Below are 25,118 nucleotides of genomic sequence, written 5' to 3' on the forward strand. Positions count from 1 at the left end.
TAACGTCTCAGTATTTCCGACGTCCATTCCCCTTAGATAACTCTTATCTTAGGGGAATGGATGTGTCCGCAGAAATATCTTCCTCGAAAATACATCTGGCGGACCAAGGGACGGCGCAAAGCGACGACCCGCAGCGGAAATGCGATGTTAGGCGACGTTAAGTCTGTTCCTTATCCCTATATAATTCCATACACATCCTGAAATTTCCTGCAATCACGTGCCGTTCGGTTTGTTTCATGCCAATTTCATATTTGTTTTCTTTCCCTATGAAATATTGATCCTGCCTAAAAGAATTGAAGATACATAAAGATATCTTTTAAAAAAACAAGAACATAAGTTCCTATTCTTTCAAAATAGACTTTGACATCATGATCCGTTTTGAATTACTTTACTATTAGGGTCGTGATCCAAAAAACGCGGTTTTCCTCCTCACGACCCTAATAGTAAAGTGATGCTTTGTCTTTCTTTTGAAAAAGCTCTTTTTGTTTTTTGAGGGTGTTATCATTTTTTAGGCAGGATCTTCGCTAAAACAAAAGTCGTTGAGTGATTGCACTTCAGACTTAATGTTGCCTAACGTCTTTTTCCCGAACTTCGCAAATATCTTTCGGGAACATCCCATTCAACTTCATGTTTACGAAGTGTTCATCCGTCATCCCGCCCCACCTTCTCCTCTCCTTCCAACATCATCCGATCCAAAGGGCTCTGGATTTTTCGGACATCCTTCACGCTGACATGCGTGTAACGCTCAGTCGTTTTGCTGCTTTGGTGGCCAAGAAGCTCCTGGATATACCTAAGGTCGATTCCATCCTCAAGCAGATGGGTCGCGAAGGAATGCCGGAGCGAATGGACGCTAACCGTTTTACCGATAGACGCCGCGGTTAAGGCTTCATTAAATACTTTTTGCACAGTTCTTTCTGTCAGGTGCTGAGCTCCATTTTGCCCCGGAAACAGCCACTCCTGGGGTTTATAACTTTGTATGTATTGATCCAGCGTAAGAATAGCAGCTTGGGAAAGAAGAGTATAACGATCTTTTCGGCCTTTGCCCTGCCTGATTAAAAGGGTTTTCCGATCGCGGTCGATATCTCTCAGCCTGATTCTAACCACTTCGCCTACACGCAGCCCTGCAGAATAGGTCAAGATAAGAATGGCTTTGTGCTTCAGATTATGTACTGCACTGAAGAGCGCCAGAACTTCCTGTTTGGATAAAACGTTGGGCAGCTTTTTTTCAGGTTTCGGGCGGTAATAAGCTACAACTGAATCAGGGATGCCTGCCACCTGCTGAAAATAAAACTTTACAGCACTTATCGCCTGATTCACGTAAGCATGCGAGCAGTGCTGCTTTAGTAAATGCAGAGCGTACTCCTCCAAAAGACGCGGGTTTACAGCAACCGACAGGGACTCCGCAAACTCATAAAACCTTCTGACTTGCCCCAAGTAAGCTTTAACCGTCTTTGAACTATATCCGCGCAAGTTCAGCTGCCGCTTCAGCTTGGCACTTTCCGAATCATTCCATTGCCGTTTACTTGAACCCGTTTTTAAACCTGCATTTATGGAATACTCAGGTTTTAGCTGCTGTGACCATTGCCAAAGCTTGGCATTTCCCTCAAGCAGATCGGGAGAAATTTGAACACTTTGGCAGTAAGCAAAACTTTCAACAAGTCCATCCAATACGGATACTGTTTTAGGGATCAGCCAGATGCCGAGCTTTGGAAGCCAACGTCTACCTGGGATTCGCCTGATGTTGTCAAGGTCTTCCTGAGCGAAACGAAATATACGGACCGATACATACTGATCATCATACTTCTCGATGGACAGCTCCATTTTAACCATTCCCTTCCTTGAGTATATATGCATTTGAAGTTTTTGGAAACCAAATAAAAAGAGGTTAGCCGCTCTCGTCAATGAGAACAACCAACCTCACGATGCTTTCGGGGCAAGTTATCAGTTCATTAGTATATCATTTCGTCGCATCATGTTTAATTTCCTTCTAATTATTGACAACCCCATCGAAAAAGAGTAACCCCTTGTCCTCCGCAACAATCACTTCAGAGCCATCATCCTTAAGCAGCTTCAAATAATATTCTTTGCTCATGGGGCAAGGATCGGGCGAATAGTATTGGTTATCCAACAACTTTACCTTTAGTATTTCGGATAATTTTCCATATAAGATTTATTAGGCTGTGCATATTCCATAGGATAAGCCGGCATACCACCATATGGAGATGTCATGGGTGCTGTGGATCCCGGATATGCATCAGTCTGGGAGGCTTCTTGTTCTAAGTACATTTTGTGGCAATACATTTTATCCAAACGCGGAATGTTGACAATGTTCCCCGGCATCAACGCGCTCGGATCTTGAATATGCGGATTCATGGCCTCAAGAATCGGCTGGGGACAATTGTACATTTGTGCCAGACTCCCAAAGGTATCTCCATCTTTGCATTGGTGCTGCTTGTAATACATGCCGTCTCGGGTCTCTTCTCCTCGGAAGAACGGGAAAAAGAAAGGGGAAATGAAAAAAAACGGAAAAAATCGACGTCTCGGGAAAAAGAAAGGATGAAAAAACGGGCTAAAGAATGGCCCAGGGCCGAAAGCACGACCCGGAAAAAACGGTTGTTCCATAAGTTTTGCCTCCTTGGAATATTCTTTTCCCCACACCATATGTGCGAATGCCCTTATTGGTTAAATGTCCATTGACAAATTCGAAAATTTTTTTTTGCTTGGATTGGATAGCTCTCCCAACCATTACTCTTTTAGCATTGTAGTTGCAATGATCGGAGCATTTATGCAAATGTTGTTCCTATACTCCGTTTTTATCAACGAGATTTCGGTTACAGTTGTATTCATCATTTTTACTGTAGATCTGCAATAATCAAAGGCTTGCATGAGCTTTTCCCGGGATAATCTGTTCGCTATTGTGCAGTGAGGAATCCACCTGCCGGGCTCATACAATGAGTCTGAGTGATCATGATTACCCTAGCACAAAACAAAATGGAGGCCCTCAAAGCCTCCATCCTCTCTAATTCTATTCCAGTTTGTGAAGGGCTGCTTTCTTTTCCAAAATAACGCGATCTTTCTGAATGAATGCTGATTTCTCATAGGTTTGAATGGCCGTTTGGTTGGAGCTTCCCGTTACAATCTTTATGGTTGTAACCCCGCGTCCGGTGAGCTCTTTCTCCAGGAAAACAAGGATTTGTGAAGCCAGTCCTCTCCTTCTGGCTCCCTCTTCCACATACATTTCGGTTATTTCCCCTTGCAGCTCATGGTAACAAAACGATGAAAAAGACTGCGCGCAAGCAAACCCAACCAATTCTTCATTCAAAATAGCCACCGCGACCAATTCGTTAGCCTGCATCAAGCTTTGCTCAACCTCAGCCATACTCATTTCCACTCCGTTAAACTCCCGATTAAGCCGGACAAGGGCTGCTGCATCATGAACAGATGCAAGCCTGACGTATTTATTTTCAGGCATACAAATTCTCCTCAATTAATCCATAATCCGAGCAATCACACGGGCTATGGAAGAATCAGCTTGAATAGGGAGAGGCAGTGCCGTCACTTCGAACGATTTGGCGCTCTTCAATGGTTCCAAACGGGTGAGGTTCTCGATAATCAGAATTCTGTTTTGAAAAAGAGTTTTATGTACTTCAAACGGATACTTATCTGGTGAAGGTGTATCCAGACCTACCATTTTGACGCGTTTTCGAACTAACAGCTCCGCAAATTGCGGCGTCAGCACCGGGTAATCCTCAAAATACTTCGACTCCCCATAGAACTGGCTGTGGCCCGTATGCACAATCACAATTTGATTCGGCTTAATGAGTTGCTCATACTCTTCTTTGTAATCAATGATGCTTTCTCCGGTAACATCCAGCAAACATCCTTCACCTATAAATGTCTCGATCGGAAACTCGCTGAGACACTCTTGGATATCGAGCAGATGCATGGGACCATCGATATGCGTACCTGCATGCATATTTACACTCAACTGGTGATTATTGTAATAATCCTTCCGGATTTGTTTGGATTGTACCAATACGGTCTCAGAATCTCCCGGATACACCGGCATTCCGTCTTGAATGATATGGGAGAGGTCAATAATCATTTTTTTCTCCTCCTGTTACGGCTGAAGTAAAATGGACAAAAGCTTGGACTATTGTGAAAAATTACTGTTTGCTGTTGACCCAGTTGGGAATATGATGGGCGAAATATTGTCCCGCTCACTTCTTACAACGCTTCATTTGTCCCTAAATAAACGGGTACAATCTCAGTTTCTTGGATTTCGCCATCAATCATTTTCTCCACCTGATAGGCTCTTGCAGACGGACGTGAACTAACCACTCGGTAAACCTCTTGATCTGCAAAATGAAACGCCACCCCATCGTCTGCTGCTTTGCCGCTTATGACCTCGTTTGACTTCATCAATTGATGATAGCTCGCTCTTCTGTCTGCTTCTCCGTCATAGTGAGGACAATTGCTGCCGCTGAGAAAGCCTAAGCAATCGAGCTTTGTAAGTTGACCTGGGATCGAATCCGTTACCCCCTGCTCAAACCAGCAAATGGAGCCGGCGCTGATGCCTGCCAAAACGGTTTGATTCTCCCATGCTCGTCGCAAGTATGTATCCAGCTTCCATTCTTTCCATAAGATAAGCAAATTTCTTGTATTTCCTCCACCTACATAAATAATATCCTTATCCAGAACAAAGTCTTCCAAATCGCCCGTTGGTGGCTTTAACAAGGAAAGATGTGAAGGTATACATTCAAGCTGATCAAACGCTTTATAAAACCCATTAATATATCCTTCTGAATCTCCGCTCGCTGTAGGCACAAAACAAACTTTTGGTTTTCTTGACGAAGCTTGTTTAAGTATATATTGATCTAATAGCGGATTTTCAGGTTCCATAGAGAACCCGCCCCCGCCCATTGCAATGATTTGTTTCATGGAATCATCTCCTGGTCATGTGATTGGGATGCGTTAATTGCTCCCTTACTTCCTAAATCCGTTTCGGCTCCCATTGACTGTCGCATAAAACTACAGATGTCTCAATTTGTCTTTCAGGAACATTCCAATATGTATTTAATAAGCGCTTCTTCTCATGGGATGAAACAAGTCTGAAGCCATTCTTAATGTAAAATTTTTTGGCCCATTCTGCCGAATCCCAGGTTCCTATCAAGATCGGTTTATCTGTCAGAGTCACCAGATGAGACAAAAGCTTTGTACCGATTCCACTGCCGCGTTGGTTGGTTCGTACATAAGCGTGCCTGACACGTCCCCTTTATCCTGAATCCCCATCACTCCCAACAGAACATCATTTTCTGCGTAACCCCAGAATACTACGCCATCGTTCACTTCATGCTTCAATTCTTCTATAGTCATGTATGGTTCGTGGTACCTGTCGTCTGGAATTACTCCTTTATAAGCAGGTGCGGCGTCATTAATAATCTGACCGATGATTTCCGTATCCGAGGTGTTACACAATCTGATCATGATATATAAACCTCCTTCCAAAACGTTGATACAATTTCATTGCGGGATTATGAAGGTCAACGCTTAACGATATTGCCTTGACCCTTCGCTTTTGCTTGATGTAACAAGGTTTTTATTAACTCTGTTCCAATACCTTTGCCCCTAAATTCAGATCGAACAGCCATGCCCAGTTCCGGTGTTTCATCGTTTCACTAGGGTACTAAGAATTACTCTAAAAAAGCTCTCCCAGTCTTTACAGCATACGCATAATCTTCCCGTCCGTTTTTATTAGTAATAGAGCTAGCTTTTTCCCAATCGTAATGAACCATTACATGCTCAATACTCCATGTTATTCCTGAAGCCTTATGAGCAATTACATATTCCGCATGGGGTGAATTCGATTCCATCGCATGTGGAAATGGCAGATCGTCATAATAAGCAGGCAAACCTACGCTGCCCGAATTAACGATGAACTTGCCGGTTGGTAAAAATATGGCTTTAAACACATGACTGTGGCCACAAAATATATAATGCTGCGGAACTTCTTGCAATTCCTTGGAAAGTTGATCCGGTTTCTTGTAACGAACGCCTGATCCATCTACCTCTTCCAATAAATACCGGTCATTTAAAAACGGAGTTCCATGACAAAATAAAATGTCCTCAAATACCCACGTGTCCTTAAATGTTCGAATCCAATTCTCGATCTCGTTATTGGTCAAGGGCTTTACAAATTTATAAGTAGCAGAATTGATATCTTCAGCCAGCAGAATCTGGTCGCAATTCCCCATAATATGAATGATGTTTTTGTGAGCCATCAGTTGCTGGGCCGTACCTAACGGGTCAATGGGACCGAACAAACTGTCTCCCAAATTAACGATTGAGGAAATGCCCCGGTTTGAAATATCTTTTAATACAGCCTCCAGTGCCAAACTATTGCTGTGTATATCTGAAATAATGGCAATCGACTCATGCATATAAATTAACTCCTATTTTATGTATATTTAGGCCATTATCTCCAGCTAAGATCATCTGATAATCAAATTACCTCAAAGAGAAATAGACCGCCCTGCCTAAGGAAACGGTCTATTTCGACCACTTAGCGGCCGACTGCTCATTATGCAGTTTGTTGTACTTAGGAGCCGTACCGAGCACGGCTCCTCACTTATTCTTACCTCAGTATAACTTATTTTAGTTTAAAACGGTTCTACAGTAATTGCAATTAGTGTTTCTTTTCGTCACTTCGTTATCCTGTCAATGGCTGCTCTTGTCTTGGAAATAACTAGCAGCTAATTATCATAAACTGCTTTCATCGTGAACTGATCCACAATATGATCATCCATTTTTCGATACAATTCGTTCATTAGAAAGCCGTTCTCAAGATCAAGCATCGTATCAAGCGCATAGACATGAATTTCATACAAATGAGGGCAATCCGGCGGAGTCATTCCGCCGTAAAAGCTGGAGAGAGCCTTGCTTTGCTGTCCGCCTTGAATGCTAATCCAACTATTTGCACCCTGTACAAAATCGTTGGCGGTTTGGCTTTCGTTTTCAAAAAGCTCATTTCTTGTTATATTAGCGGCGAGCCAATGCACCCAAGAAAATCCTCCTGTCACCGGATACGCGTCCTTATCTTCTAAGACTAGAGCAAAAGATACCGTATCTTTAGGGGCCTCTTCAATTTTTAACGGGATCGAGCAGGTGGGTACTCCGTTTTCATTAAAGGATGCTCCCCGTTTGCCATATTTATCGTGAATCTTCCCATTTCTAATTCCCGAACTTGTTACAATCATATTTGTATCCTCCCTGTTTATTCAAGGAGCTGCGCAGTTCCTGATTACAAATCGATTGTAATGTAAATCGTTTCAGTTGTGTATTACTTACTTTTTAGTAGGTATGAGAATCGCTATTTTTCATGTTCAAGCAAGTAATCAATGCCTATTTGCTGCATAATATGAAGGGCTTCTAAAATTCGTTCTCCCTGCGGCTTGGTTAAGAAATACTCGACACGCAAAGGATATCCTTCATGCACCTTTTTACGAACAAAGCCAAATTCTATCAATTCTTTTAATTGCTCGAGCAGCATTTTTTGGGTGATGCCTTCGATATCTCGTTCCAATTTAGACAATGAGGTTTTTCCAAGCCTGAGTCTCCATAAAATAATAGGTTTCCATTTCCCTTTTATCATGTCGTGTGTCAGTTCCAATGGGCATGTAAACTTTTCACGTATTTTCATCACAATGCACCTTCTTTGTTCTTGCCATTACCCATTACACGTTTGCCATATACGGTTAAGCCCGGGATACGTTATGGCCGAATTGGCGGATATGCAGGGGCACTGGCAGCCCAAGCTTCTGCAACTCTTTATAAATCCAGTTCACATGGTAATTGTACACGATCCCTACATGATCTTGATCTTGATCCTGAGAATGAACCTTTCCGGCAAGCGGCTCCGTATTCGAATCGTCTACGTCCTCAAAATTTATCCCTTTCAACTCCAGGTGGTGTTCGTCCACAAGTCTTCGCAAAATGATCAAGTGCTCGTAAATGTGCCGGTAGGACTCAATTTCATCTCCGATCTGGTCCATCGTTTCGCTGATATCCTTTTTAAGATGAAACTCATCCCTGCACAGCTCATAATACTTTTCCAAGCTGTTCAGTTCAGCTCTGAGTCCTTTCAAGTCCGCTTCTTCGCCAAGCTCTGCCATCTCCTCGAAAATTTGAGCCATCCGTTTCGCCAGCGCTTTGCGGGCTTTGTGCAGCTTGACCTCGTGTCTCGGCGGAAAAACGGCATAATTGACAATGACGGCGACCACAATCCCGATCACGGTATCAATAATCCGGTTCAGGCCGTAAGACATAGGGCTTTCGCCATTCTGCAGATTCAGCATAATGGCCAGAAACACAATGCAGCCGATGGAAACAGACTTCTTCCAGTGCAGCAAATTGCATAGATAGATGACAACCATGACTCCAATAGCGCAATATACAGCATTTCCTGGCTCAATGAACGCAAAACTGGCCCCCACGATTGCCCCGACCATAGTTCCCATCGTCCGATGCTTGCCAGCCGTAAAAGAATTGGTGATCGAATTCTCCATCGATATAATCGTTGCAATGGCCGCGTAGAAAGGATATTCCAAATGCAACAGCGCAGAGACGATCAGGCAGACACAAATAGCGATGCCCGTCTTAATATTCCGCAAACCTATGACCCACTTCATTCGAAAATCAACCCCTAATACAGTTCAGAAGAGTATTATATAGGATTGTTTAAAACGGCATCAACTAAAAATCGCCGCTAAGCATCTGTTTGCGGCGATTTTGGAGCTTATTTTCTGATAATTCATGAAAATATCATATTATACAAAAGAGATGCCCCTTATAGCGTTAGCCATTCGGGACATCCCTGTTCCATCCTTTGTCTATCAACTATTCCAAAGCGCTCTTCAAGTCTTCGATCAGATCCTCCTGATCCTCGATGCCGACCGAGATCCGAATAAGGCCGTCCGTAATTCCCAGCTCTGCGCGGCGTTCCGCCGGGATCGAAGCATGCGTCATCCGGGCGGGAACCGAAATCAGGCTTTCCACCGCCCCAAGGCTTTCCGCCAATGAAAAATAGTTCACCTTGCTCAGCACTTCTTCCGCTTTGGCGGCGCTGCCCGCGTCGAAGGAGATCATACCGCCGAATCCCCCGGCTTGCCGTGCTGCAAGCTCATGCTGCGGATGGCTGGGCAGTCCGGGATAGTACACCTTCTTAACCGCGGGATGATCTGTAAGGAAGGCAGAGATTGCGCGGGCATTTTTCTCGACAGCCTCCATTCTCAGACCCAGGGTTTTGATCCCCCGGATGAGCAGCCAGGAATCCTGAGGCCCCAAAATCGCCCCCGTCGCGTTCTGGATGAAATGAAGCTCATCCGCTAGCTTCTCGCTATTCACTACCGCGAGCCCCGCCACAACGTCGCTGTGCCCTCCAATATATTTGGTTGCCGAATGCACCACGATGTCGGCCCCCAGCGTAAGCGGCGTCTGCCAGTAAGGCGTGCTGAACGTATTATCCACGATCAGCAGCAGACCGTGCCGTTTCGCAAACTCCGAAGCGGCTTTCAGGTCCGTCACTTTCAGCAGCGGGTTCGTCGGCGTTTCCACAAAAAGCGCCTTGGTCTCGGGGCGAATCTCCTTTTCCACCGCCTCAAGATTCGTAGTGTCAACGAACGTTGACTCAATGCCTGCCCGGTTCAGCACTTTGCTTGTGATCCGATAGGTGCCTCCATAAACATCGTCAGTTAGCAGAACATGATCGCCGTGGCTAAACAGCGAGAAGACGGCATGGATAGCTGCCATCCCCGAGCCAAAAGCGAACCCCCTCACGCCTTCCTCCAGATCCTTGATCAATTCCTCGAGCGCAAAACGGGTAGGGTTTCCGGTCCGGGAATACTCGTAGCCCTTATGTACCCCAATTTTCTCCTGCTTGTATGTGCTCACTTGATAGATCGGAACACTGACCGCTCCTGTATGCTCATCCCCTAAAATTCCGCCATGAATCAGTTTCGTTTTTCGGCGCATTCAAATGCCTCCTTCATATATCTTTTTGCTCAAATATCTTTCACTGCTGTCCGGAAAAACAGTGACGATACAGGCTCCCTCCGGAGCCTGTTCCGCTTCAACCAGTGCGGCATGCAGCGCAGCGCCCGAAGAGCTGCCGACAAGCAGCCCTTCCTGCTTGGCCAGTTCCTTCACCCGGTTAAACGCATCCTCATCGCTTATCGTATGGATGGCATCGAAATAGGAAGTGTCCATAAACTTCGGAATCATTTCCATCCCGATTCCTTCCGTTTTGTGCGGACCGGACGGGCCGCCATTCAGAATCGAACCTACAGGCTCAACAATTGCCGTCTTTATGCCGGGATTTTGTTCCTTCAAATAGCGCGCCGTTCCCATAAAGGTTCCCCCGGAACCGGCTCCGGCTACGAAAATATCCACTCTGCCGTCCAGATCAGCCCAAATCTCAGGGCCCATAGTGTTGTAATAGGCCTCGGGATTGGCAGGATTGGTGAACTGCGAGGGGCAGTACGCACCCGGAATCGACTCCACCAGCTCCTGCGCTTTTTCAATCGCTCCCTTCATTCCCTTTGCAGTTGGAGTATGCACGATGGTTGCACCCAGCGCCTTCATCAGCTCCTGCTTCTCCTGGCTGAACTTCTCGGGAACGGCAAATATGACTGAAATGCCGTGATGGAGCGCGGCCATCGCGAGCCCAATCCCCGCATTGCCCGCTGTCGCTTCGACCAGCGTCCCTTCCGGTTTCAGCTTGCCCGATTCAAGCGCTTCCGCAACTAGCGCCTTTCCGACGCGGTCCTTTACGCTGCCGCCGGGATTCATAAATTCCAGCTTCGCGAACAGCCGGATTCCGCGCGGAAGAGAATAGCTTGTAATCTCCACCGTCGGCGTATTGCCGATCAATTCCAATGTATTCCGGTAAATACGCATTTTATAAGCTCCTTTGGCACAAAACATAAAATAATGAACGGCCTCTTAAAATCCATCCAACTCTATTGGAATAATATATATTATATTCCTTTTTTCAATTTTTACAAATCCCTCCAAAACCCTTTTAAACATAGCCGACATTGGCTTTGAACTCTTCAGTTCTGTCCAGTTTCTTGTTCGCCCTATGGAAGCCCGGACCAAATTGTGAGAAGATAGTACTTATAGTAGAGAACAGGAGGAATGTCGTAACATGAATCCCTTATTCGGTCGTACCAGATACGTGATCAGAAAGAAAGTGTTTTCTCTATTGGGCACCAAATATCATATCTATGATGACAACCGGCAATTGATTTTGTATTCCGAAATGAAAGCCTTTAAATTAAAGGAGGATATCCGGCTTTACAACGACGAAACGATGGCCCGCGAACTGCTGCATATTCAAGCCCGCAGCCTTCTCGATTTCTCGGCGACTTACGATGTTACGGATTCGGAAACCGGCGAACCAGTCGGCGCTTTGCGAAGAAGGGGCCTCAAATCCATCCTGAAAGACGAATGGATTATTCTTGCCCCGGGAGACCGGGAAATCGGCCGCATTAAAGAGGACAATCCTTTTCTGGCAGTCATAAGGCGATTTATCAGCATCATTCCTCAACGTTATCATGTTGAAATGAACGGACAGAAAATACATACATTCCAGCAAAACTTTAGCCCCCTTGTCACCAAAGTGAACGTCGATTTCTCCGGCTTCGGGCAGCAGATGCTTGACCCAAGATTGGGAATAGCCGCCGGGATTCTTCTTTGCTCCATTGAAGGCAAGCAGGAGTAAAAGGCTTAAAACTAGCGATCACATCCGACTTAAGGCAATCCGTTTCAGCACGGTGACAGCTTGCCTGATCTGCCCGCCTTAGGACCTTGGCTAAAGCAGACAGACTGCAAAGCTCTGCGACGAGCTCCGCCGTTTGGGCCATCGTCCAGTCCAATGCGGGCAGCAAAACGGCCCGGGCCATTTGATGGCCAGAGCCGTGTTTGGGGCAGCGGAAACAGGCATATATCAAGCCTCTCTTATTTCACTTTATACCAGACTTTTTCGATAAAAGCCCATATCCAAAATGAGACCGGCAAGCTGTTTCTGAATAACTAGAAGCAGGCCGGTCAACTGATCTTTGCCGCCTGGCTCTCCTTCCTCCGCCTGAACATCGTGATCCAGATAATCTGAAAGTTCAATCGAAGCAGGGAACTGATGGACCAATGAAGTCGCATCGGCAATCAGCTTGCTCTCAAGCCTGGTGTATTCCTCAGATTTGATGTGCGGCTTCAGGTAACCCCAGTGAATCCTCAGAAACTCCGGATAAGCAGCCAAAATTCTGTAATCTTCCGGCACGATTAAATGGCGATGTTCGCGTGCAATTTCATCCAGCAGCAGCCTGGTAGATAAAGCGTTTTCATATAAACTTGAATCATCATAAGTTGCGGTGGCCAGCTTCCCTCCCGGTTTTACGGCATTCGAGAAATGCGATGCTTCGTTGCCGTTTCCTAAAAGGGGGCGTCCGTTCAAAACTTCGAGCCAACTGCTCACCATGAGCAGCAGCTTGGGATTCAATTCGCAACTGGCGTTTACGATATTTCTTAACGTTTCGAAGGCACCGGGACTGTACAAGCTGCGCCAATTGATCAAAGGCGGTGCCAAAGCGAGAGTTTGACTGCGCAGCAACCATGCGGCCTCCTCTGCTTCGTCCGAAAGGAGGCTGGGTCTAATTTGTACCCATGCTTTCTCCAAAAACTCCGTAAAAGGCTCAAGCAGCCGGAAGACAAAAGGAACACGCGACACCCCAAGCACGAAGGCTACATCTCCCCTAAGCTCTTCAGACATAAACTCGAAGCTCTTTCCCTGAAATGCCGAAACCGCCATTTTGTCCTGCATGTTTCTCCTCCCTAACCATGTTCTCAAGCATGATTTGCCACTAATTTATGTATATATGCAATAGAAGCAAAAAGACCGATAGTTACCATCTTTTACCTAAAAAAAAGAAAAAGACAAGAATGGGTCTTGTCTTCTTCCTTCAGAGTCCTTTCGCTTATTGTACAGTTAGATAAAGAAGAACGGCAGTAGAAAAAGAAGCGCAATCGCTGCCCACTCCAAAGCAAAGGCTCTACCGTAGCCATAGCCGCCAGGGCCTCCGTACGGTCCCACCGGCCCATAGGCAGAGGTCTGGGCCTTCGTTTGAAGCTTGGACTTATTTTTCTGATGGATCTTCTCAAGCTGCTTTTTCGCTTTTTGCGGGTCTTTGGACAACACCTCGGCACTTTGTACCGCGCCATTGAATTCCACTCCATTCTCGGTCACACCGCTGATGACGCCAAATACCTGCGTACCATCGTGAAGAATGGCGCAGACGCGCTGGCCAATGTAAGGCTTGCACGTATCTTTATCGATCGGATTGATCAACTGCATGAATCTTTCCTCCCTCTTCGTCTGATTCATAACAGTATATTCCGCTCTTTCCAGGTTAGTTAAAGAACAGGGCGCAGTCTTTAAAGCTCAATAACGAAAGGGGCTACTACAATGAAATACGCTGACATGATCGCACTCACCGGGGAAGGAGCAGCCCATCCCGGGGGATTTGAAGGAACCGTAAGGCTGCTGAAGGCATTTCCATTTCCGCAAGGCTCAACCATCCTGGAGGTAGGCTGCGGCACAGGGCGAACCGCCTGCTATTTGGCCGAACTGGGTTACAGCGTAACGGCGCTCGACCATAATCCGAGAATGCTGGCGAAAGCACGGGCCAGAGCCCGCGTCGAACAGGCCGATGTCCGTTTTGTCGAAGGGGACCTTGCCTATCTCCCGTTTGAGGACAATACCTTCGATTATGTGTTCGCAGAATCCGTCACGCTGTTTGTTGATCCCGATGCGGCATTCTCCGAATATGCAAGAGTGCTTGCGCCTGGCGGACGGCTGTTTGACCGCGAGTTGTTTGGCAAGAGGAAGAACCGGAAGCTGGAAAATAAAATGCGGGAGTTGTACGGCATTCATTCCCTCCCCTTGATCGGCGATTGGGTAGAACGCCTGAGAGCTGCGGGTCTCACACATCCACAAGTATGGGCTGACGAAGGAAGGGCACAACCGCTGCCGGGAACCCAGGATGCTATTCCATGGGGAGATCCAAACCAGATCCTGGATGTCAGCAGGCTGATGGACCCCGAAGTAACGGACTTTATGGAGCAAAATCAATCTTTTATCAGCCAATACGGGACCGAACTCAGCTATGCCGTTCTCATTGGCAGCAAACCCGCGGGTTAACGATCCAGGATCGGCTCCACTATTTAAAAAAAACAGGTGATTTTTATTTCCGGAGTTCAAAAGCGGCCGGCCTCTTCCTTGATGTTGATCTGATCTAGCCCGCGGGTTTCCCGCACGATGTAGAGAGGCCTTCCTTTGGTCTCGTCATAGATTCGACCGACATATTCGCCAAGCACGCCGAGCATTAGCAGCACAAAGCCGTTAAACAGCAGCATCAAACTAATGATGGACGCCCAGCCTTTGGTCGTTGAGCTTGTAAAAAGAGCGCAGTAGATCACGTACAGCAGGTAGATAAATCCCGCCCCGGAAAGAGCGGCGCCTGCGTATCCGGCAATTTTGAGCGGCTTGGTTGAAAAAGAGGTGATACCCGTGCTTGAGCTCTCTCCGACCGAACACGAACTGCTGCGCTATCTTGTACTGAATCATGGGATTGTTCTCAGCAAAAGCCTGATTCTGGATAAAGTATGGGGTTACGATTTCGGAGGAGAAGAAAATATAGTGGAAGTTTACATCCGTTCTTTGCGGGACAAGCTGGGGGACAAAGAACACCGACTGATTCGAACGCTGCGCGGAGCCGGATACAGGGTCGACCTGCCATGAGACGTCTTGGGTGGAAGCGGCTTAGAACATGGCTGATCCCAAAATCGCTCCGGGTTCAGCTCCTGACCCGATCGCTTTTCATACTTGCAGTTCTTCTGCTGCTGATTGGCGGAGTTCAATATTTTATGATGAAAAATTTTCTATACAGCAGCAAAGCTGAAGCGATGGAAAACCAGCTCAGATCCATGCCGGTCGATTTGCTGATCCGGCGGGAGGAGAATAGCAGTACGCAGTCCGGTGACCTATTGCCCAATCTCAACAAAACGCCGCAGGGCAGGTTCGAACGGCCGATCATTTTTACGCCTCCGGATACTTCGCTTGGTTACATTCGGGAAGATGGCACTTATATCACCCTGACGCAATCCACCGATATGGGATACCCGATTCTTTCCGCCGAAGAATACGCGATCATTCAGGAGCGATGGCAACATCACAGCAAAATAAAGTACCGGATTGTCAAAGACACAAACGGACAAGACCAACTGGTCGTCTTTCGTCCGGCGGATAGTCCTCCCGTCCCGGAACGCCCCGGATTTGAAAATGGGCAGGAAATCCGGCGGACAGCCCTATTAACGGACTGGTGCAAATGGGGATCAGCACCGGTCCGCTGCTCGAGGTGGCGTTCCGCCAGCTCGTCATCTTTATCATTTTATCAGCAGCAGCGATGGCTGCGGGTCTGGCTCTATATATGCCCGTTATCCGGCGGACATTGATCCCGCTGAACCAGATGATTCAGGCTGTTATGCGTACCGATGCCGGAAATCTGCAGCAGCGGGTTCCCGAGAGGCTCGGCCAGGAGGAAATTGACCGGCTGTCCTCTTCTTTTAACGGCATGCTGGAGCGCCTTGCGCTTTCCTTTGAAGCCGAGCGGGAAGCCAAAGAGCAGATGCGCCGCTTTACAGCCGATGCCTCTCATGAGCTTCGCACGCCGCTCACATCCATACACGGCTTTCTGGAAGTGCTGCTGCGGGGTGCCTCCGTCAAGCCTGAACAGCTTCAGTCGGCGCTCAGCAGCATGTACGGCGAATCGGTCCGCATGAAGAAGCTGATCGAAGACCTGCTGACGCTTGCCAAGATGGACCGCGCCCCCGAACTGTACCTCAGCCGGATCAGGCTTGATGCGCTTGTGCTTGAAATGGAGCCGCAATTGCGTATGCTTTCTGGGCCCAGAAGCGTTGCTTTTGATCTTACAGCCGGAATAACGGGTGAATTCGACCAGGACAAGCTCAAGCAGGTCATTCTGAATTTGTTTCAAAATGCCGTCCAGCATACCAACCCGGTCCACGGCAGGATCCGTGTCTCCCTGACATCCACGGAGGACGAGATCCTTCTCGCGGTCAATGACAACGGACCGGGCATCCCGGAAGAACATCTTCCCCACATCTTTGAGCGGTTCTATCGCATTGATGTCGCCAGAGCCCGCAAGCAGGGCGGGGCCGGACTGGGTCTGGCCATCAGCGCATCCATGGTGGAAGCGCATGGGGGTAAAATAACCGTTGCGACGAAGGCTGGAGAAGGAACGACGTTCCAGGTTCATCTGCCGCTTCAGCAAAGCTAATAGCAAAAGGGTTCCGCAACCGGCCTCTTGCCCGTGCGGAACCCTTTGCTTAACCACCTGTTGCCGTCCTATCGGACACCAAAGCGACTGCATACTGTATATGAAAAAGCCCAAAATCGGGGAAGTCGCTTCCGGACTTTGGGCTTATTGCTTCTTGCGCGACTTATTTCTTCTCGACAGCGTGACCGCCGAATTCGTTGCGGAGCGCCGCAACTACTTTGCCGTTGAACGTATCGGCTTCCAGGGAACGGTAGCGCATCAAAAGCGACATCGCGATAACCGGCGTCGCCGCCTGCAGATCGAGCGCTTCTTCAAGCGTCCATTTGCCTTCTCCCGACGAATGCATGATCCCTTTCAGTTCTTCGAGCTTGCTGTCCTTGGAGAAGGCATGCTCCGTCAGCTCCATGAGCCAGGAGCGAATGACGGAACCGTTGTTCCAGACACGGGCTACCTTTTCATAATCGAAATCATAGCTGCTTTTTTCCAGCACCTCAAAGCCTTCGCCGATCGATGCCATCATGCCGTATTCAATCCCGTTGTGGACCATTTTCAGAAAATGGCCGCTTCCGGAAGGACCGGCGTACAAATACCCGTTCTCCACCGCCGTATCGCGGAAAATAGGCTGAGCGACTTCCCACGCTTCGGGATCGCCGCCAACCATATAACAGGCGCCGTTCCGTGCGCCTTCCATGCCGCCGGACGTTCCGGCGTCCATATAGTAAATACCGGATTGCTTCAATTCGTCATACCGGCGTTTCGATTCCTTGTAATGGCTGTTTCCGCCTTCTATAATAATATCTCCCTTGCTGAGGAGCGGTGAAACTTCATTCAGAACAGAATCCACAACGCCGTGCGGAACCATAATCCAGAGCACTCTGGGCGTTGGCATGGCCAACACGAGATCCTGCAGGCTGGACGTTCCCTGCGCACCGTATTCCACCATTTCGGCAACGGCGTTCTTGTTCAGATCAAACGCCACTACCTCATGTTTGTGATCCAGCAGGTTTTTTCCCAGATTCAATCCCATTTTACCTAAACCGATTAATCCAACTTTCATGAATGAGTGTCCTCCTAAAAGTTTTGTATAGCATAAGCTGCGTTGAGTTACTACGACAAAACTGACTTCGAAAGCATTGGCTTAGTTTTGTATAGCATAATCTACGAATGAGTTGCTGCGACAAAACTGACATCGAAAGCATAGGCTTAGTTTTGTATAGCATAAGCTGCGTTGAGTTACTACGACAAAACTGACTTCGAAAGCATTGGCTTAGTTTTGTATAGCATAAGCTGCGTTGAGTTACTACGACAAAACTGACTTCGAAAGCATAGGCGTAAATAAAATTACCACCATTTAAAGCCGTCTTGGGCCAGCAGTTCGTGAGCGGCGATGGGTCCGTCGCTGCCTGCAGGGTAAAATTGAAGAGGAACCCGATTCTCGGCGAACGCATCCAGCACCGGTTGAACCCAAGCCCACGACAATTCTACCTCATCCCAATGGGCAAAGAAAGTAGAGTCCCCAAGCAAAGCATCATGGATCAGATTCTCGTATGCTTCAGGCGTTTCCTCGGAGCTGGAGCTGAAATTCATGATGACAGGATCGAGCTGTTTGCTGTTGTTTTTATCTTTCACATTAAGCTGGAGCGATATGCTCTCCACCGGATTAATCTCAATGGTCAGCAAATTCGGACTGATTTCTTCGTCAGGGAAAGTAGCGGCCTGAAGCGGCGCTTTAAATTCGATGACGATCCGCGTCGACTTCTCGCCGGTGCGTTTGCCTGTACGAATATAGAACGGTACTTCGCTCCAGAACGGAGTGTCTATCATTAGACGCGCAGCAACATAAGTATCGTTCTGCGAGTCCGGCCCGATGCCGTTCTCTTCTCTGTATCCGGGTACTGATGCACCCTTGACGCTGCCGGGGCCGTATTGCCCGCGAACGACATGGGCTGCCACATCTTCCTTGCGGATCGGACGCAGGGATTCAACAATATATTTTTTCTTCGCGCGGACCTCTTCAGGCATGCTGCGGTTCGGGAGATGCATTGTAATCATCATCAAAAGCTGCATCATGTGGTTCTGGAACATGTCGCGGATTGCGCCGGAATGATCGTAGTAAGCAGCTCTTTCTTCAACCCCAACCAGCTCATTGGCTGTAATCTGCACATTGGCAATGAAGCGGTTATTCCACAGGGCCTGAAGCACCGGATTGGCAAACCCGAGCACCTCCAGATTTTGCACCATCGGCTTGCCCAAATAGTGATCGATACGGTAAATTTCTTCTTCTTTAAAAGATTTGCTTAAGTTCTCATGAAGCGCTCTTGCGGAAGCGAGATCGTGGCCGAACGGTTTTTCAATGATCAGGCGTTTCCAGCCTTGGGTAGACCCAAGTCCGCTGGCATTAATGTTATGGGCAATCGTCTCAAAAAACTCAGGAGAAACCGAAAGGTAAAACATCCGGTTTTCCGGAATTTGCAGCTCGCTTTCAAATTTTTCCACAACGGTCAGCAGCTTCTTGAAATCTTCAAGATGGTTTACATTCAACGCGCTATAATGAAAAGCACCAAGGAAAGCATCCAGGGTACTTTCGTCAATAGGTCTTCTGGAAAAACGTTTCAGGGAGTCCTTCACGCTATCCTGAAAATCCGGGTCTGCAATTTCTCTTCTGCCCAGACCGATCACGGTGAAAGACGAAGCAATCTTCTGATCCAGATACAAATTATATAAAGCAGGATAAATTTTACGCTTCGCTAAATCTCCTGTTGCACCAAATAGAACAAATGTCATAGCATCCATTTCATACCCTCCACTTCTACTGCACCATTACCTACATGTACTTCCTAAAATACATCTAGTTACATATAGTTACTGCAACCAACTTAGCTATCTTACACCCTTCGCCAAAATCCGTCAATGAAATCGACTCACTTTTGACACATTTAACTATTAACATATGACCATTTTAATTGTATGATATTTCTTCGCATTTTTGCATGAGGATTATATGAAAATTAGCAATCCATCGTCATTCAGAGGCATTTTATTCGTAATGATTTCGTATTATATAATGTTTTGGCATTTCCGGGTGCCATAGATTTGGATAGGAGCCGATGATTATGCGAAAAACCCCTCTGATTCTGCTGAGCGGCTTTCTTGGCAGCGGCAAAACAACGCTGCTGCTCAGGCTGCTGCAGGAAACCAAAAAGCGCGGCCTCAAAGCCGGCATTTTAATGAACGAACTGGGCAAATGCGATGTTGACGGCGTTATTTTACAGGAAGAGACCGGTATTTCGATTGAAAGGCTGCTTGACGGCTGCGTTTGCTGCAGCAAAAAGGATGAACTGGCTCAAAGCATGCATGCCGTTTTGGATACAAAACCGGACGTCATTTTTGTTGAATTGACCGGCGTAGCCAACCCCGTTGAAATCGTAGGCATGCTGTCGTCGGCGGCCTTTATCGGCAAAATCAGCATCAAACATATGATCACAGTCATCGATGCCGAGCATGCGCTGGATTACAGCAGCCGGTTCTCTTCGGATAAGCAGCTAGTCCAAACGCTTCACCAGCAGCTGGAGTCCGCGAATCTTGTCATGATCAACAAGGCGGATCTGGTGACGTCCTCCGAACGAATGAAAGTGGAAAAAATGGTCCGCAAGCGTAATCCGTCAGCCTCGCTGCTCATCACCAAGCACGCTTCCGTGGATGCCGGTCGCTTGCTGGATCAGGCTGCTCCGGCTGATCCTGTCAAGACAGCGGCGCGCACCTTAAAGTTGCCTACGGCGGCGCCGCTGGAGCGGATTAATAGAGCAGGCACTGCCAAAGACGGGCAGCCAACGGGCGCAGGGTCAGGCGCAGATGCTGAAACGGCTGAAACGCATGAGCATCATGAGCGTCATGAGCATCATGAGCATCATGAGCATCATGGCGCTTCCTTCTCCAAGGTGCAGACCTTTACCCTTCCCTGCCGCGCAGACTCATTCCTGGATAAGGAACAGGTAGAGCAATTTTTAAGTCTGACGCCCGGGCAAATCCTTCGGGCCAAAGGCTATTTGAACATCGAGGAGGAAGGGGCCTGCTTGCTGCAATATGCCGGGGGCCGTTTCAACTGGCAGCGTTCCAGCTATCCCGGTGCCGGTTATATCGTTCTGATCGGGATCGATGTAGACTCAGGCCGGACCGCCGAAAGATGGCAAACCCTGCTCACGGCGCATCAGAGCCTGAAGCACTCCTGATCCAAAGATCAAGGAACTTCTGGCGCTTGGAGCTTATGCCTCTGCTGGAAAAAGCCTTCCCAGGCAGCATCTGCTGCCGGGAAGGCTTTTTATCTATCTTTTTACATATAACTGTATCTATTCATTCAAAGCTTGCTTCAGCGCATCCAGATTCTGACGCATAATGGCCAGATAATCCAGGTTGTTTGCCACATCCTCTTCAGTCAAACCCTCGATCGGATTCAAAACCGCCGATTTCGCGCCGATTTCGTTCGCTACTGTTTCGGCAACCTTGGAAGATACGAGCGTTTCAAAGAAAATAGTCTTCGTGTTGTGCTCCTTCGCAAATTTCACAATTTCAGCCATTTGAGCTGCCGAAGGTTCCTCTTCCGGAGACAGACCTGCGATCGGCTCCTGCGTCAAGCCGTAGTCATGCGCCAAATAAGCAAACGCGGCATGCTGCGTAATAAAGTCTTTGCGTTTCGTATTGCTCAGCCCTTCCTTGAACTCTTTGTCGAGCTGCTCCAGCTTGGCAACATAGGCATCGGCGTTGGCCTTGAACTCGTCTGCATGTTCCGGCGCGGCTTTGGACAATCCGTCCTGAATTTTGCGAACTTCTTTAATGGCTCCAAGCGGGGACAGCCAGACATGCGGATCATGCTCGCCATGATCATGCTCATGAGCATGATCATGAGCTTCTTCTCCAGCATGGCCTTCTTCTCCTTCTTCCTCTTCTAAGCCTTCCAGAAGGCTGATTCCTTGACTCGCTTCAATTTTAACAAGCTTATCGTTGCTCAGGCCGCCGATCACCTGATCTACCCAGCCTTCGAATCCTGCCCCGTTGTACACCAGCACATCGGCATCTTCGATATTTTTAATATCTTTTGGAGTAGGTTCCCAGTCATGCGGCTCGACTCCGGCAGAAATCAAGGTATGAACATCGGCTAGATCGCCGGCTACATTTTTCGTAAATTCGTACATCGGGTAGAAGCTGACCTGAACGTTCAGCTTGCCGGTCTGTCCTGCAGCGTCAGCGGACGCGCTCGCGTTAGTAGAAGCGTTGTTCTTATTTGAGCCGCATCCTGCAGCCAGCAGCGCAAGGCTCACCAGCAGCGCGGCAAAAGTCATTTTTTTACCTTTCAAATTCAATGAAATACCCTCCTGTAATTGGATTTGCCCATTGCCGGATTTCAAGACGATCTGGCAATGCGGCTCCGGCGCTGCTTGCGCAGCAGCAGCTTTCGAATGACAAAGCTTGTAATGAAAAAAACTAGCAAGATTAGTGAAATGGTTCCCCCCGGGGGTGTATTCATATAATAAGAGGTGGTGAGTCCGCTGAAAATGCCGACTAAGCCTGTAATGACCGCAATGATAATGGCGGACAAAAATCCGCGGGCGATTTTCAAGGCTAGCGCCGCAGGCAGAACCATAAGCGACGAGACCAGAAGCACCCCGACAATAGGTATGGCAGAAGCAACCGTCATCCCCGTCAGAACGGAAAAGGAGAACGACAGCCATTTCACATGAACGCCCCCGATTCGCGCCGTTTCCTCATCGAATGTCAGATTGTACAGCGGTCTGCGGAACAAAATAAAGAACAGAAGACCAAGCAGAGCAACAATGCCGATCATCCATAGCTGCTGTTTGCTCACCGCCACGATTGATCCGAACAAATAAGAGCTAAAGCTTTTGTTCAGATTGCTTTCCAGACTCATCAGCACCACGGCCAAAGCGAGGCCTGATGTCATAATAATGGCAACAGGGACCTCACTGTAAGTCAGGTATGTACGCCGTAAACGCTCGATAATCAAACCGCCGGCAATAGCCACGACAAAACCGCTGATGACCGGATTGAATTGAAGCACCGAGCCCAGAGCCACCCCGGCAAGTGAAACGTGCGACAACGTATCGGCGATCAGGGCCTGTCTTCTAAGCATCAGGTAGACGCCCAGAATCGGCGCAATAATGCCTATGAAACCTCCGGCCCAAAACGCACGCTGCATAAACTCGTAGTCAAACATTTCCACTCTTCACTTTCCTTTCGCTCCAGCGATATCACCCGGTCCAAATAAGAATTCGTTTCCTCCAGACCATGTGTAACCATAACCACCGTCATCCGGTGTACATCCACATAGTGCTTCATTAATTCATAGAATCCGATCCGGCTTTGATGGTCCATTCCCGTGGTAGGCTCATCCAGGATTAGAACATTCGGCTGCTGCGCCAAAGCTCTGGCAATGCAGATGCGCTGCTTCTGCCCTCCGGACAGCTCCCCTATGCGGGAGTTTCTGTATTCCCACATCCCGACCTGCTTCAGGCTTTTCTCCACGATCGCCTCCTGCTCCGCGCTGAACCTGCGAAACAGTCCCAGACGCGAGTAGCAGCCGGAACGGACGAGCTCAATAACCTTGCTGGGAAAGCCGCTATTAAAGGAAGCTACTTGTTGAGGAACGTATCCGATAACGGGCTTAGCCCCGTCAAGCGCATTCTGGTTAATCTCCACCGTTCCGTTCCACGGCTTCAGCAAACCAAGCAGGAGCTTCAGAATCGTGGTCTTGGCAGCCCCGTTTGGACCGGTGATCCCCAGGAACTCCCCGGCATAAATATCCAATGATATATTTTCAACAACAGGTTCATTGCCGTAACCAAAAACAACATTGCGCATGGATGACAAAATCAAGGTCGTTCAACTCTTTTCCTAAAATCATGTATTAGCTAAGTCAGCGCGTTTCCCGGTGAATCGTATATCTCTTCAAACGCGGCGAATATTTTCGCAGCTCCAGACGCTCCGGGTGATTTCTCTTGTTCTTTGTAGTCGTATAAGTGCGGTCGCCGCATTCCGTGCAAGCCAAAGTAACAATCACTCGCATTATCGTCACCTCCCCTTGCATTTAAACCTATAAATCTATAATCTCTAAATTATAATCGTAATTTTTACGAACATTACATTATATTATCTAACCGTCATTGATTTTGTCAACCAAGCAATTAAAAAAAGTCACCAGCTGGATGCCGTAGCGTCAGGAATCTGTCCTCTATGAGACACTTTGGATTTCTCGGCCATTCTCACTCACCTCCTTATCGAAATATTTTCGATGCCTTCCATAGATTTAGATATCTTGATCGGGCGCCCATGGCAGCGGGTTCGGGAAGGAGGACCAGTCCAGCTCCATTTCTTCAGGCGTGAGCAAGCATTGATCCAGTTCCTTTTCTATCTGTTCCTGGTCATAACCGATGCCGATCATGACGACCTCTGTCAGCCGATCTCCCCACCGTTCATCCCAAATTCGAGCCGTTTCCGGTTCGTCCGCCAGTATTTCCTTGCGCTCCTGCTCCGGCAGTGATGCAACCCAGCGCCCCGCCGGTCCAAACTGGATAGATAAGCCCGCCTGACTGATAAAAGCCGCCAAGTCGTCCTCAGCAGCCAGCCATGCCGTTCCTTTCGCTCTTACAATCTCTTCGGGCCAGCAGTTCAAGAACGCGGCAAGGCGCTCCGGATGGAACGGGGTTCTCCTGCGGTATACGAAAGATCCAATGCCGTATTCATCCGTTTCCGGTACATGAACTTCCTTTTCCAGCTCCTTGATCCATCCCGCTCCAAGGCTTGCGGCCTCGAAGTCGAATAAACCGGTATTGATAATTTCCGCAGGATCAACCTGACCTTTTACGGTGCGGATGATTTTAGCTGTAGGCTGAATTTTCCGGATGATTCCTTCCAGCCTGTTCAGTTCTGCTTCTTCTACCAGATCACATTTGTTCAGCAGAAGAACGTCACAGGTTTCAATCTGATCGATCAGCAGATCCACAACGTCTCTAGTGTCTTCCTCTTCCGCAGCCTGGCCCCGCTCAAGCAAACTCTCACCGGAACCAAAATCATGCCAGAAACGGCATGCATCCACAACGGTAACTAGACAATCCAACCGGGCGATATCGGTCAGGTCTATGCCCAGTTCCTCATCGGCATAAGTAAAAGTCTGGGCAACGGGTACCGGTTCACCGATTCCCGTCGACTCAATGAGAATATAGTCGAAACGGCCTTCACCTGCGAGCATCTTCACTTCTTTAAGCAAATCTTCCCGGAGCGAGCAGCAGATGCAGCCATTGGACATCTCCACCAGCTTCTCTTCCGTTCGCGACAGATTGGCTTCGCCTTGGACCCGTGCAGAGTCCACGTTCACTTCGCTCATGTCATTGACAATTACGGCCACCTTCAAGCCATGGCGATGACGGAGAATATGGTTAAGCACCGTAGTTTTTCCGGATCCGAGATAGCCGCTTAGCACGGTTACCGGCACTTTTGTTCTTGCTTGCGTCTGGTTCAATTCCTTTAAGCTCCTTTTTTCGGGTAAAGTTCCCTTGCTTTTTTGGCTTAATAGTAATCATTACGATTAACAAAAATTAATATACTCCCCCTCCCGATGTTTGTCAACGCCTATTTCAATCTTAAAATATATGAAGCGAAATGCTTTTCCTATCCGTATCATGTAAAATAGTAATAACT

26 protein-coding genes and 3 pseudogenes are annotated in these 25,118 nt (G+C 47.9%); 5 read left to right on the forward strand and 24 right to left on the reverse strand.

The window, feature by feature from the left end; all coding sequences use genetic code 11:
• Nucleotides 1-642: 642 nt before the first annotated feature.
• The 14 genes from K7397_RS07675 to K7397_RS07735 form a co-directional block, all read right to left on the reverse strand.
• Entirely contained in the window at nt 643-1,821 is a 1,179-nt protein-coding gene (locus K7397_RS07675) for a tyrosine-type recombinase/integrase (RefSeq protein ID WP_223067371.1), read from the reverse strand.
• Nucleotides 1,822-2,139: 318 nt separating this feature from the next.
• On the reverse strand, nt 2,140-2,622 hold the full coding sequence (locus K7397_RS07680) for a LysM peptidoglycan-binding domain-containing protein (RefSeq protein WP_223067372.1): 483 nt from the start codon (nt 2,620-2,622) through the stop codon (nt 2,140-2,142).
• Nucleotides 2,623-3,025: 403 nt separating this feature from the next.
• Complete coding sequence (locus K7397_RS07685) at nt 3,026-3,472, reverse strand: GNAT family N-acetyltransferase (RefSeq protein WP_223067373.1); 447 nt, start codon at nt 3,470-3,472, stop codon at nt 3,026-3,028.
• Between the two features lie 15 nt (nt 3,473-3,487).
• Nucleotides 3,488-4,105 carry a cyclase family protein gene (locus K7397_RS07690; protein ID WP_223067374.1) on the reverse strand — a complete coding sequence of 206 codons (618 nt, stop codon included), beginning with the start codon at nt 4,103-4,105 and terminating at the stop codon, nt 3,488-3,490.
• Nucleotides 4,106-4,227: 122 nt separating this feature from the next.
• Entirely contained in the window at nt 4,228-4,941 is a 714-nt protein-coding gene (locus tag K7397_RS07695; protein WP_223067375.1) for a Type 1 glutamine amidotransferase-like domain-containing protein, read from the reverse strand.
• A 52-nt stretch (nt 4,942-4,993) separates the two neighbouring features.
• Complete coding sequence (locus tag K7397_RS21375; RefSeq protein ID WP_237690757.1) at nt 4,994-5,209, reverse strand: hypothetical protein; 216 nt, start codon at nt 5,207-5,209, stop codon at nt 4,994-4,996.
• Nucleotides 5,194-5,487, reverse strand: a complete 294-nt coding sequence (locus K7397_RS21380; RefSeq protein WP_237690758.1) for a hypothetical protein — start codon at nt 5,485-5,487, stop codon at nt 5,194-5,196. Before K7397_RS21380 ends, K7397_RS21375 begins: the two co-directional genes overlap by 16 nt.
• A gap of 56 nt (nt 5,488-5,543) precedes the next feature.
• Nucleotides 5,544-5,651, reverse strand: coding sequence for a GNAT family N-acetyltransferase (locus K7397_RS22165; RefSeq protein WP_223067376.1), 108 nt, complete (start codon nt 5,649-5,651; stop codon nt 5,544-5,546).
• A gap of 42 nt (nt 5,652-5,693) precedes the next feature.
• A complete protein-coding gene (locus K7397_RS07710; protein ID WP_223067377.1) occupies nt 5,694-6,440 on the reverse strand; it encodes a metallophosphoesterase family protein in 747 nt (248 codons plus the stop codon).
• Between the two features lie 312 nt (nt 6,441-6,752).
• Nucleotides 6,753-7,256 carry a YbhB/YbcL family Raf kinase inhibitor-like protein gene (locus tag K7397_RS07715; RefSeq protein WP_223067378.1) on the reverse strand — a complete coding sequence of 168 codons (504 nt, stop codon included), beginning with the start codon at nt 7,254-7,256 and terminating at the stop codon, nt 6,753-6,755.
• Nucleotides 7,257-7,369: 113 nt separating this feature from the next.
• Nucleotides 7,370-7,699: a winged helix-turn-helix transcriptional regulator gene (locus K7397_RS07720; RefSeq protein WP_223067379.1), complete on the reverse strand. Its 330-nt coding sequence runs from the start codon at nt 7,697-7,699 to the stop codon at nt 7,370-7,372.
• Nucleotides 7,700-7,754: 55 nt separating this feature from the next.
• Nucleotides 7,755-8,687, reverse strand: coding sequence for an FUSC family protein (locus tag K7397_RS07725; protein WP_223067380.1), 933 nt, complete (start codon nt 8,685-8,687; stop codon nt 7,755-7,757).
• Nucleotides 8,688-8,895: 208 nt separating this feature from the next.
• Nucleotides 8,896-10,029, reverse strand: coding sequence for a bifunctional cystathionine gamma-lyase/homocysteine desulfhydrase (locus tag K7397_RS07730; protein WP_223067381.1), 1,134 nt, complete (start codon nt 10,027-10,029; stop codon nt 8,896-8,898).
• A complete protein-coding gene (locus K7397_RS07735; RefSeq protein ID WP_223067382.1) occupies nt 10,030-10,953 on the reverse strand; it encodes a PLP-dependent cysteine synthase family protein in 924 nt (307 codons plus the stop codon). It lies immediately after the preceding gene.
• 250 nt (nt 10,954-11,203) lie between these two features.
• Here K7397_RS07735 and K7397_RS07740 point away from each other — a divergent pair, with 250 nt between their 5' ends.
• Complete coding sequence (locus tag K7397_RS07740; protein ID WP_223067383.1) at nt 11,204-11,779, forward strand: LURP-one-related family protein; 576 nt, start codon at nt 11,204-11,206, stop codon at nt 11,777-11,779.
• A gap of 246 nt (nt 11,780-12,025) precedes the next feature.
• Here K7397_RS07740 and K7397_RS07745 read toward each other — a convergent pair whose 3' ends face one another.
• Complete coding sequence (locus K7397_RS07745) at nt 12,026-12,874, reverse strand: halocarboxylic acid dehydrogenase DehI family protein (RefSeq protein WP_223067384.1); 849 nt, start codon at nt 12,872-12,874, stop codon at nt 12,026-12,028.
• Between the two features lie 165 nt (nt 12,875-13,039).
• Complete coding sequence (locus K7397_RS07750; protein WP_223067385.1) at nt 13,040-13,405, reverse strand: hypothetical protein; 366 nt, start codon at nt 13,403-13,405, stop codon at nt 13,040-13,042.
• Between the two features lie 111 nt (nt 13,406-13,516).
• Here K7397_RS07750 and K7397_RS07755 point away from each other — a divergent pair, with 111 nt between their 5' ends.
• Nucleotides 13,517-14,251, forward strand: coding sequence for a class I SAM-dependent methyltransferase (locus tag K7397_RS07755; protein WP_223067386.1), 735 nt, complete (start codon nt 13,517-13,519; stop codon nt 14,249-14,251).
• A 56-nt stretch (nt 14,252-14,307) separates the two neighbouring features.
• Here K7397_RS07755 and K7397_RS07760 read toward each other — a convergent pair.
• Nucleotides 14,308-14,628, reverse strand: a pseudogene (locus K7397_RS07760) (glycosyltransferase); the annotation flags it as partial.
• On the opposite strand from K7397_RS07760, the pseudogene K7397_RS07765 reads away from it, so the two are divergent.
• Both K7397_RS07765 and K7397_RS22290 read left to right on the forward strand, forming a co-directional pair.
• Nucleotides 14,621-14,851 (forward strand): annotated as a pseudogene (locus tag K7397_RS07765) (winged helix-turn-helix domain-containing protein); the annotation flags it as partial. The pseudogenes K7397_RS07760 and K7397_RS07765 overlap by 8 nt on opposite strands.
• Nucleotides 14,848-16,409 (forward strand): annotated as a pseudogene (locus K7397_RS22290) (sensor histidine kinase). The pseudogenes K7397_RS07765 and K7397_RS22290, both read left to right, overlap by 4 nt.
• A gap of 163 nt (nt 16,410-16,572) precedes the next feature.
• On the opposite strand, the gene gnd reads toward K7397_RS22290, so the two are convergent.
• The gene (gnd, locus tag K7397_RS07775) at nt 16,573-17,466 is read right to left on the reverse strand and encodes a phosphogluconate dehydrogenase (NAD(+)-dependent, decarboxylating) (RefSeq protein ID WP_223067387.1); all 894 of its coding nucleotides are present in this window, start codon (nt 17,464-17,466) and stop codon (nt 16,573-16,575) included.
• Nucleotides 17,467-17,750: 284 nt separating this feature from the next.
• On the reverse strand, nt 17,751-19,202 hold the full coding sequence (zwf, locus tag K7397_RS07780) for a glucose-6-phosphate dehydrogenase (RefSeq protein WP_223067388.1): 1,452 nt from the start codon (nt 19,200-19,202) through the stop codon (nt 17,751-17,753).
• Nucleotides 19,203-19,522: 320 nt separating this feature from the next.
• Here zwf and K7397_RS07785 point away from each other — a divergent pair, with 320 nt between their 5' ends.
• A complete protein-coding gene (locus K7397_RS07785; RefSeq protein ID WP_223067389.1) occupies nt 19,523-20,638 on the forward strand; it encodes a CobW family GTP-binding protein in 1,116 nt (371 codons plus the stop codon).
• 117 nt (nt 20,639-20,755) lie between these two features.
• On the opposite strand, the gene K7397_RS07790 is transcribed toward K7397_RS07785, so the two are convergent.
• From K7397_RS07790 to K7397_RS07810, 5 genes are all read right to left on the reverse strand, one after another.
• Nucleotides 20,756-21,745 carry a metal ABC transporter substrate-binding protein gene (locus tag K7397_RS07790; protein WP_223067471.1) on the reverse strand — a complete coding sequence of 330 codons (990 nt, stop codon included), beginning with the start codon at nt 21,743-21,745 and terminating at the stop codon, nt 20,756-20,758.
• A gap of 62 nt (nt 21,746-21,807) precedes the next feature.
• Nucleotides 21,808-22,644, reverse strand: coding sequence for a metal ABC transporter permease (locus K7397_RS07795; RefSeq protein ID WP_223067390.1), 837 nt, complete (start codon nt 22,642-22,644; stop codon nt 21,808-21,810).
• The gene (locus K7397_RS07800) at nt 22,587-23,297 is read right to left on the reverse strand and encodes a metal ABC transporter ATP-binding protein (protein WP_223067391.1); all 711 of its coding nucleotides are present in this window, start codon (nt 23,295-23,297) and stop codon (nt 22,587-22,589) included. Before K7397_RS07800 ends, K7397_RS07795 begins: the two co-directional genes overlap by 58 nt.
• Before the next feature lie 40 nt (nt 23,298-23,337).
• Nucleotides 23,338-23,487, reverse strand: a complete 150-nt coding sequence (rpmG, locus tag K7397_RS07805) for a 50S ribosomal protein L33 (RefSeq protein WP_223067392.1) — start codon at nt 23,485-23,487, stop codon at nt 23,338-23,340.
• A 240-nt stretch (nt 23,488-23,727) separates the two neighbouring features.
• Nucleotides 23,728-24,939 (reverse strand): GTP-binding protein, encoded by a 1,212-nt coding sequence (locus tag K7397_RS07810; protein WP_223067393.1) that lies wholly within the window; start codon nt 24,937-24,939, stop codon nt 23,728-23,730.
• Nucleotides 24,940-25,118: the final 179 nt, after the last annotated feature.

The sequence above is a fragment of the Paenibacillus caui genome (assembly GCF_019904135.1).
GTDB lineage: Bacteria > Bacillota > Bacilli > Paenibacillales > Paenibacillaceae > Fontibacillus > Fontibacillus caui.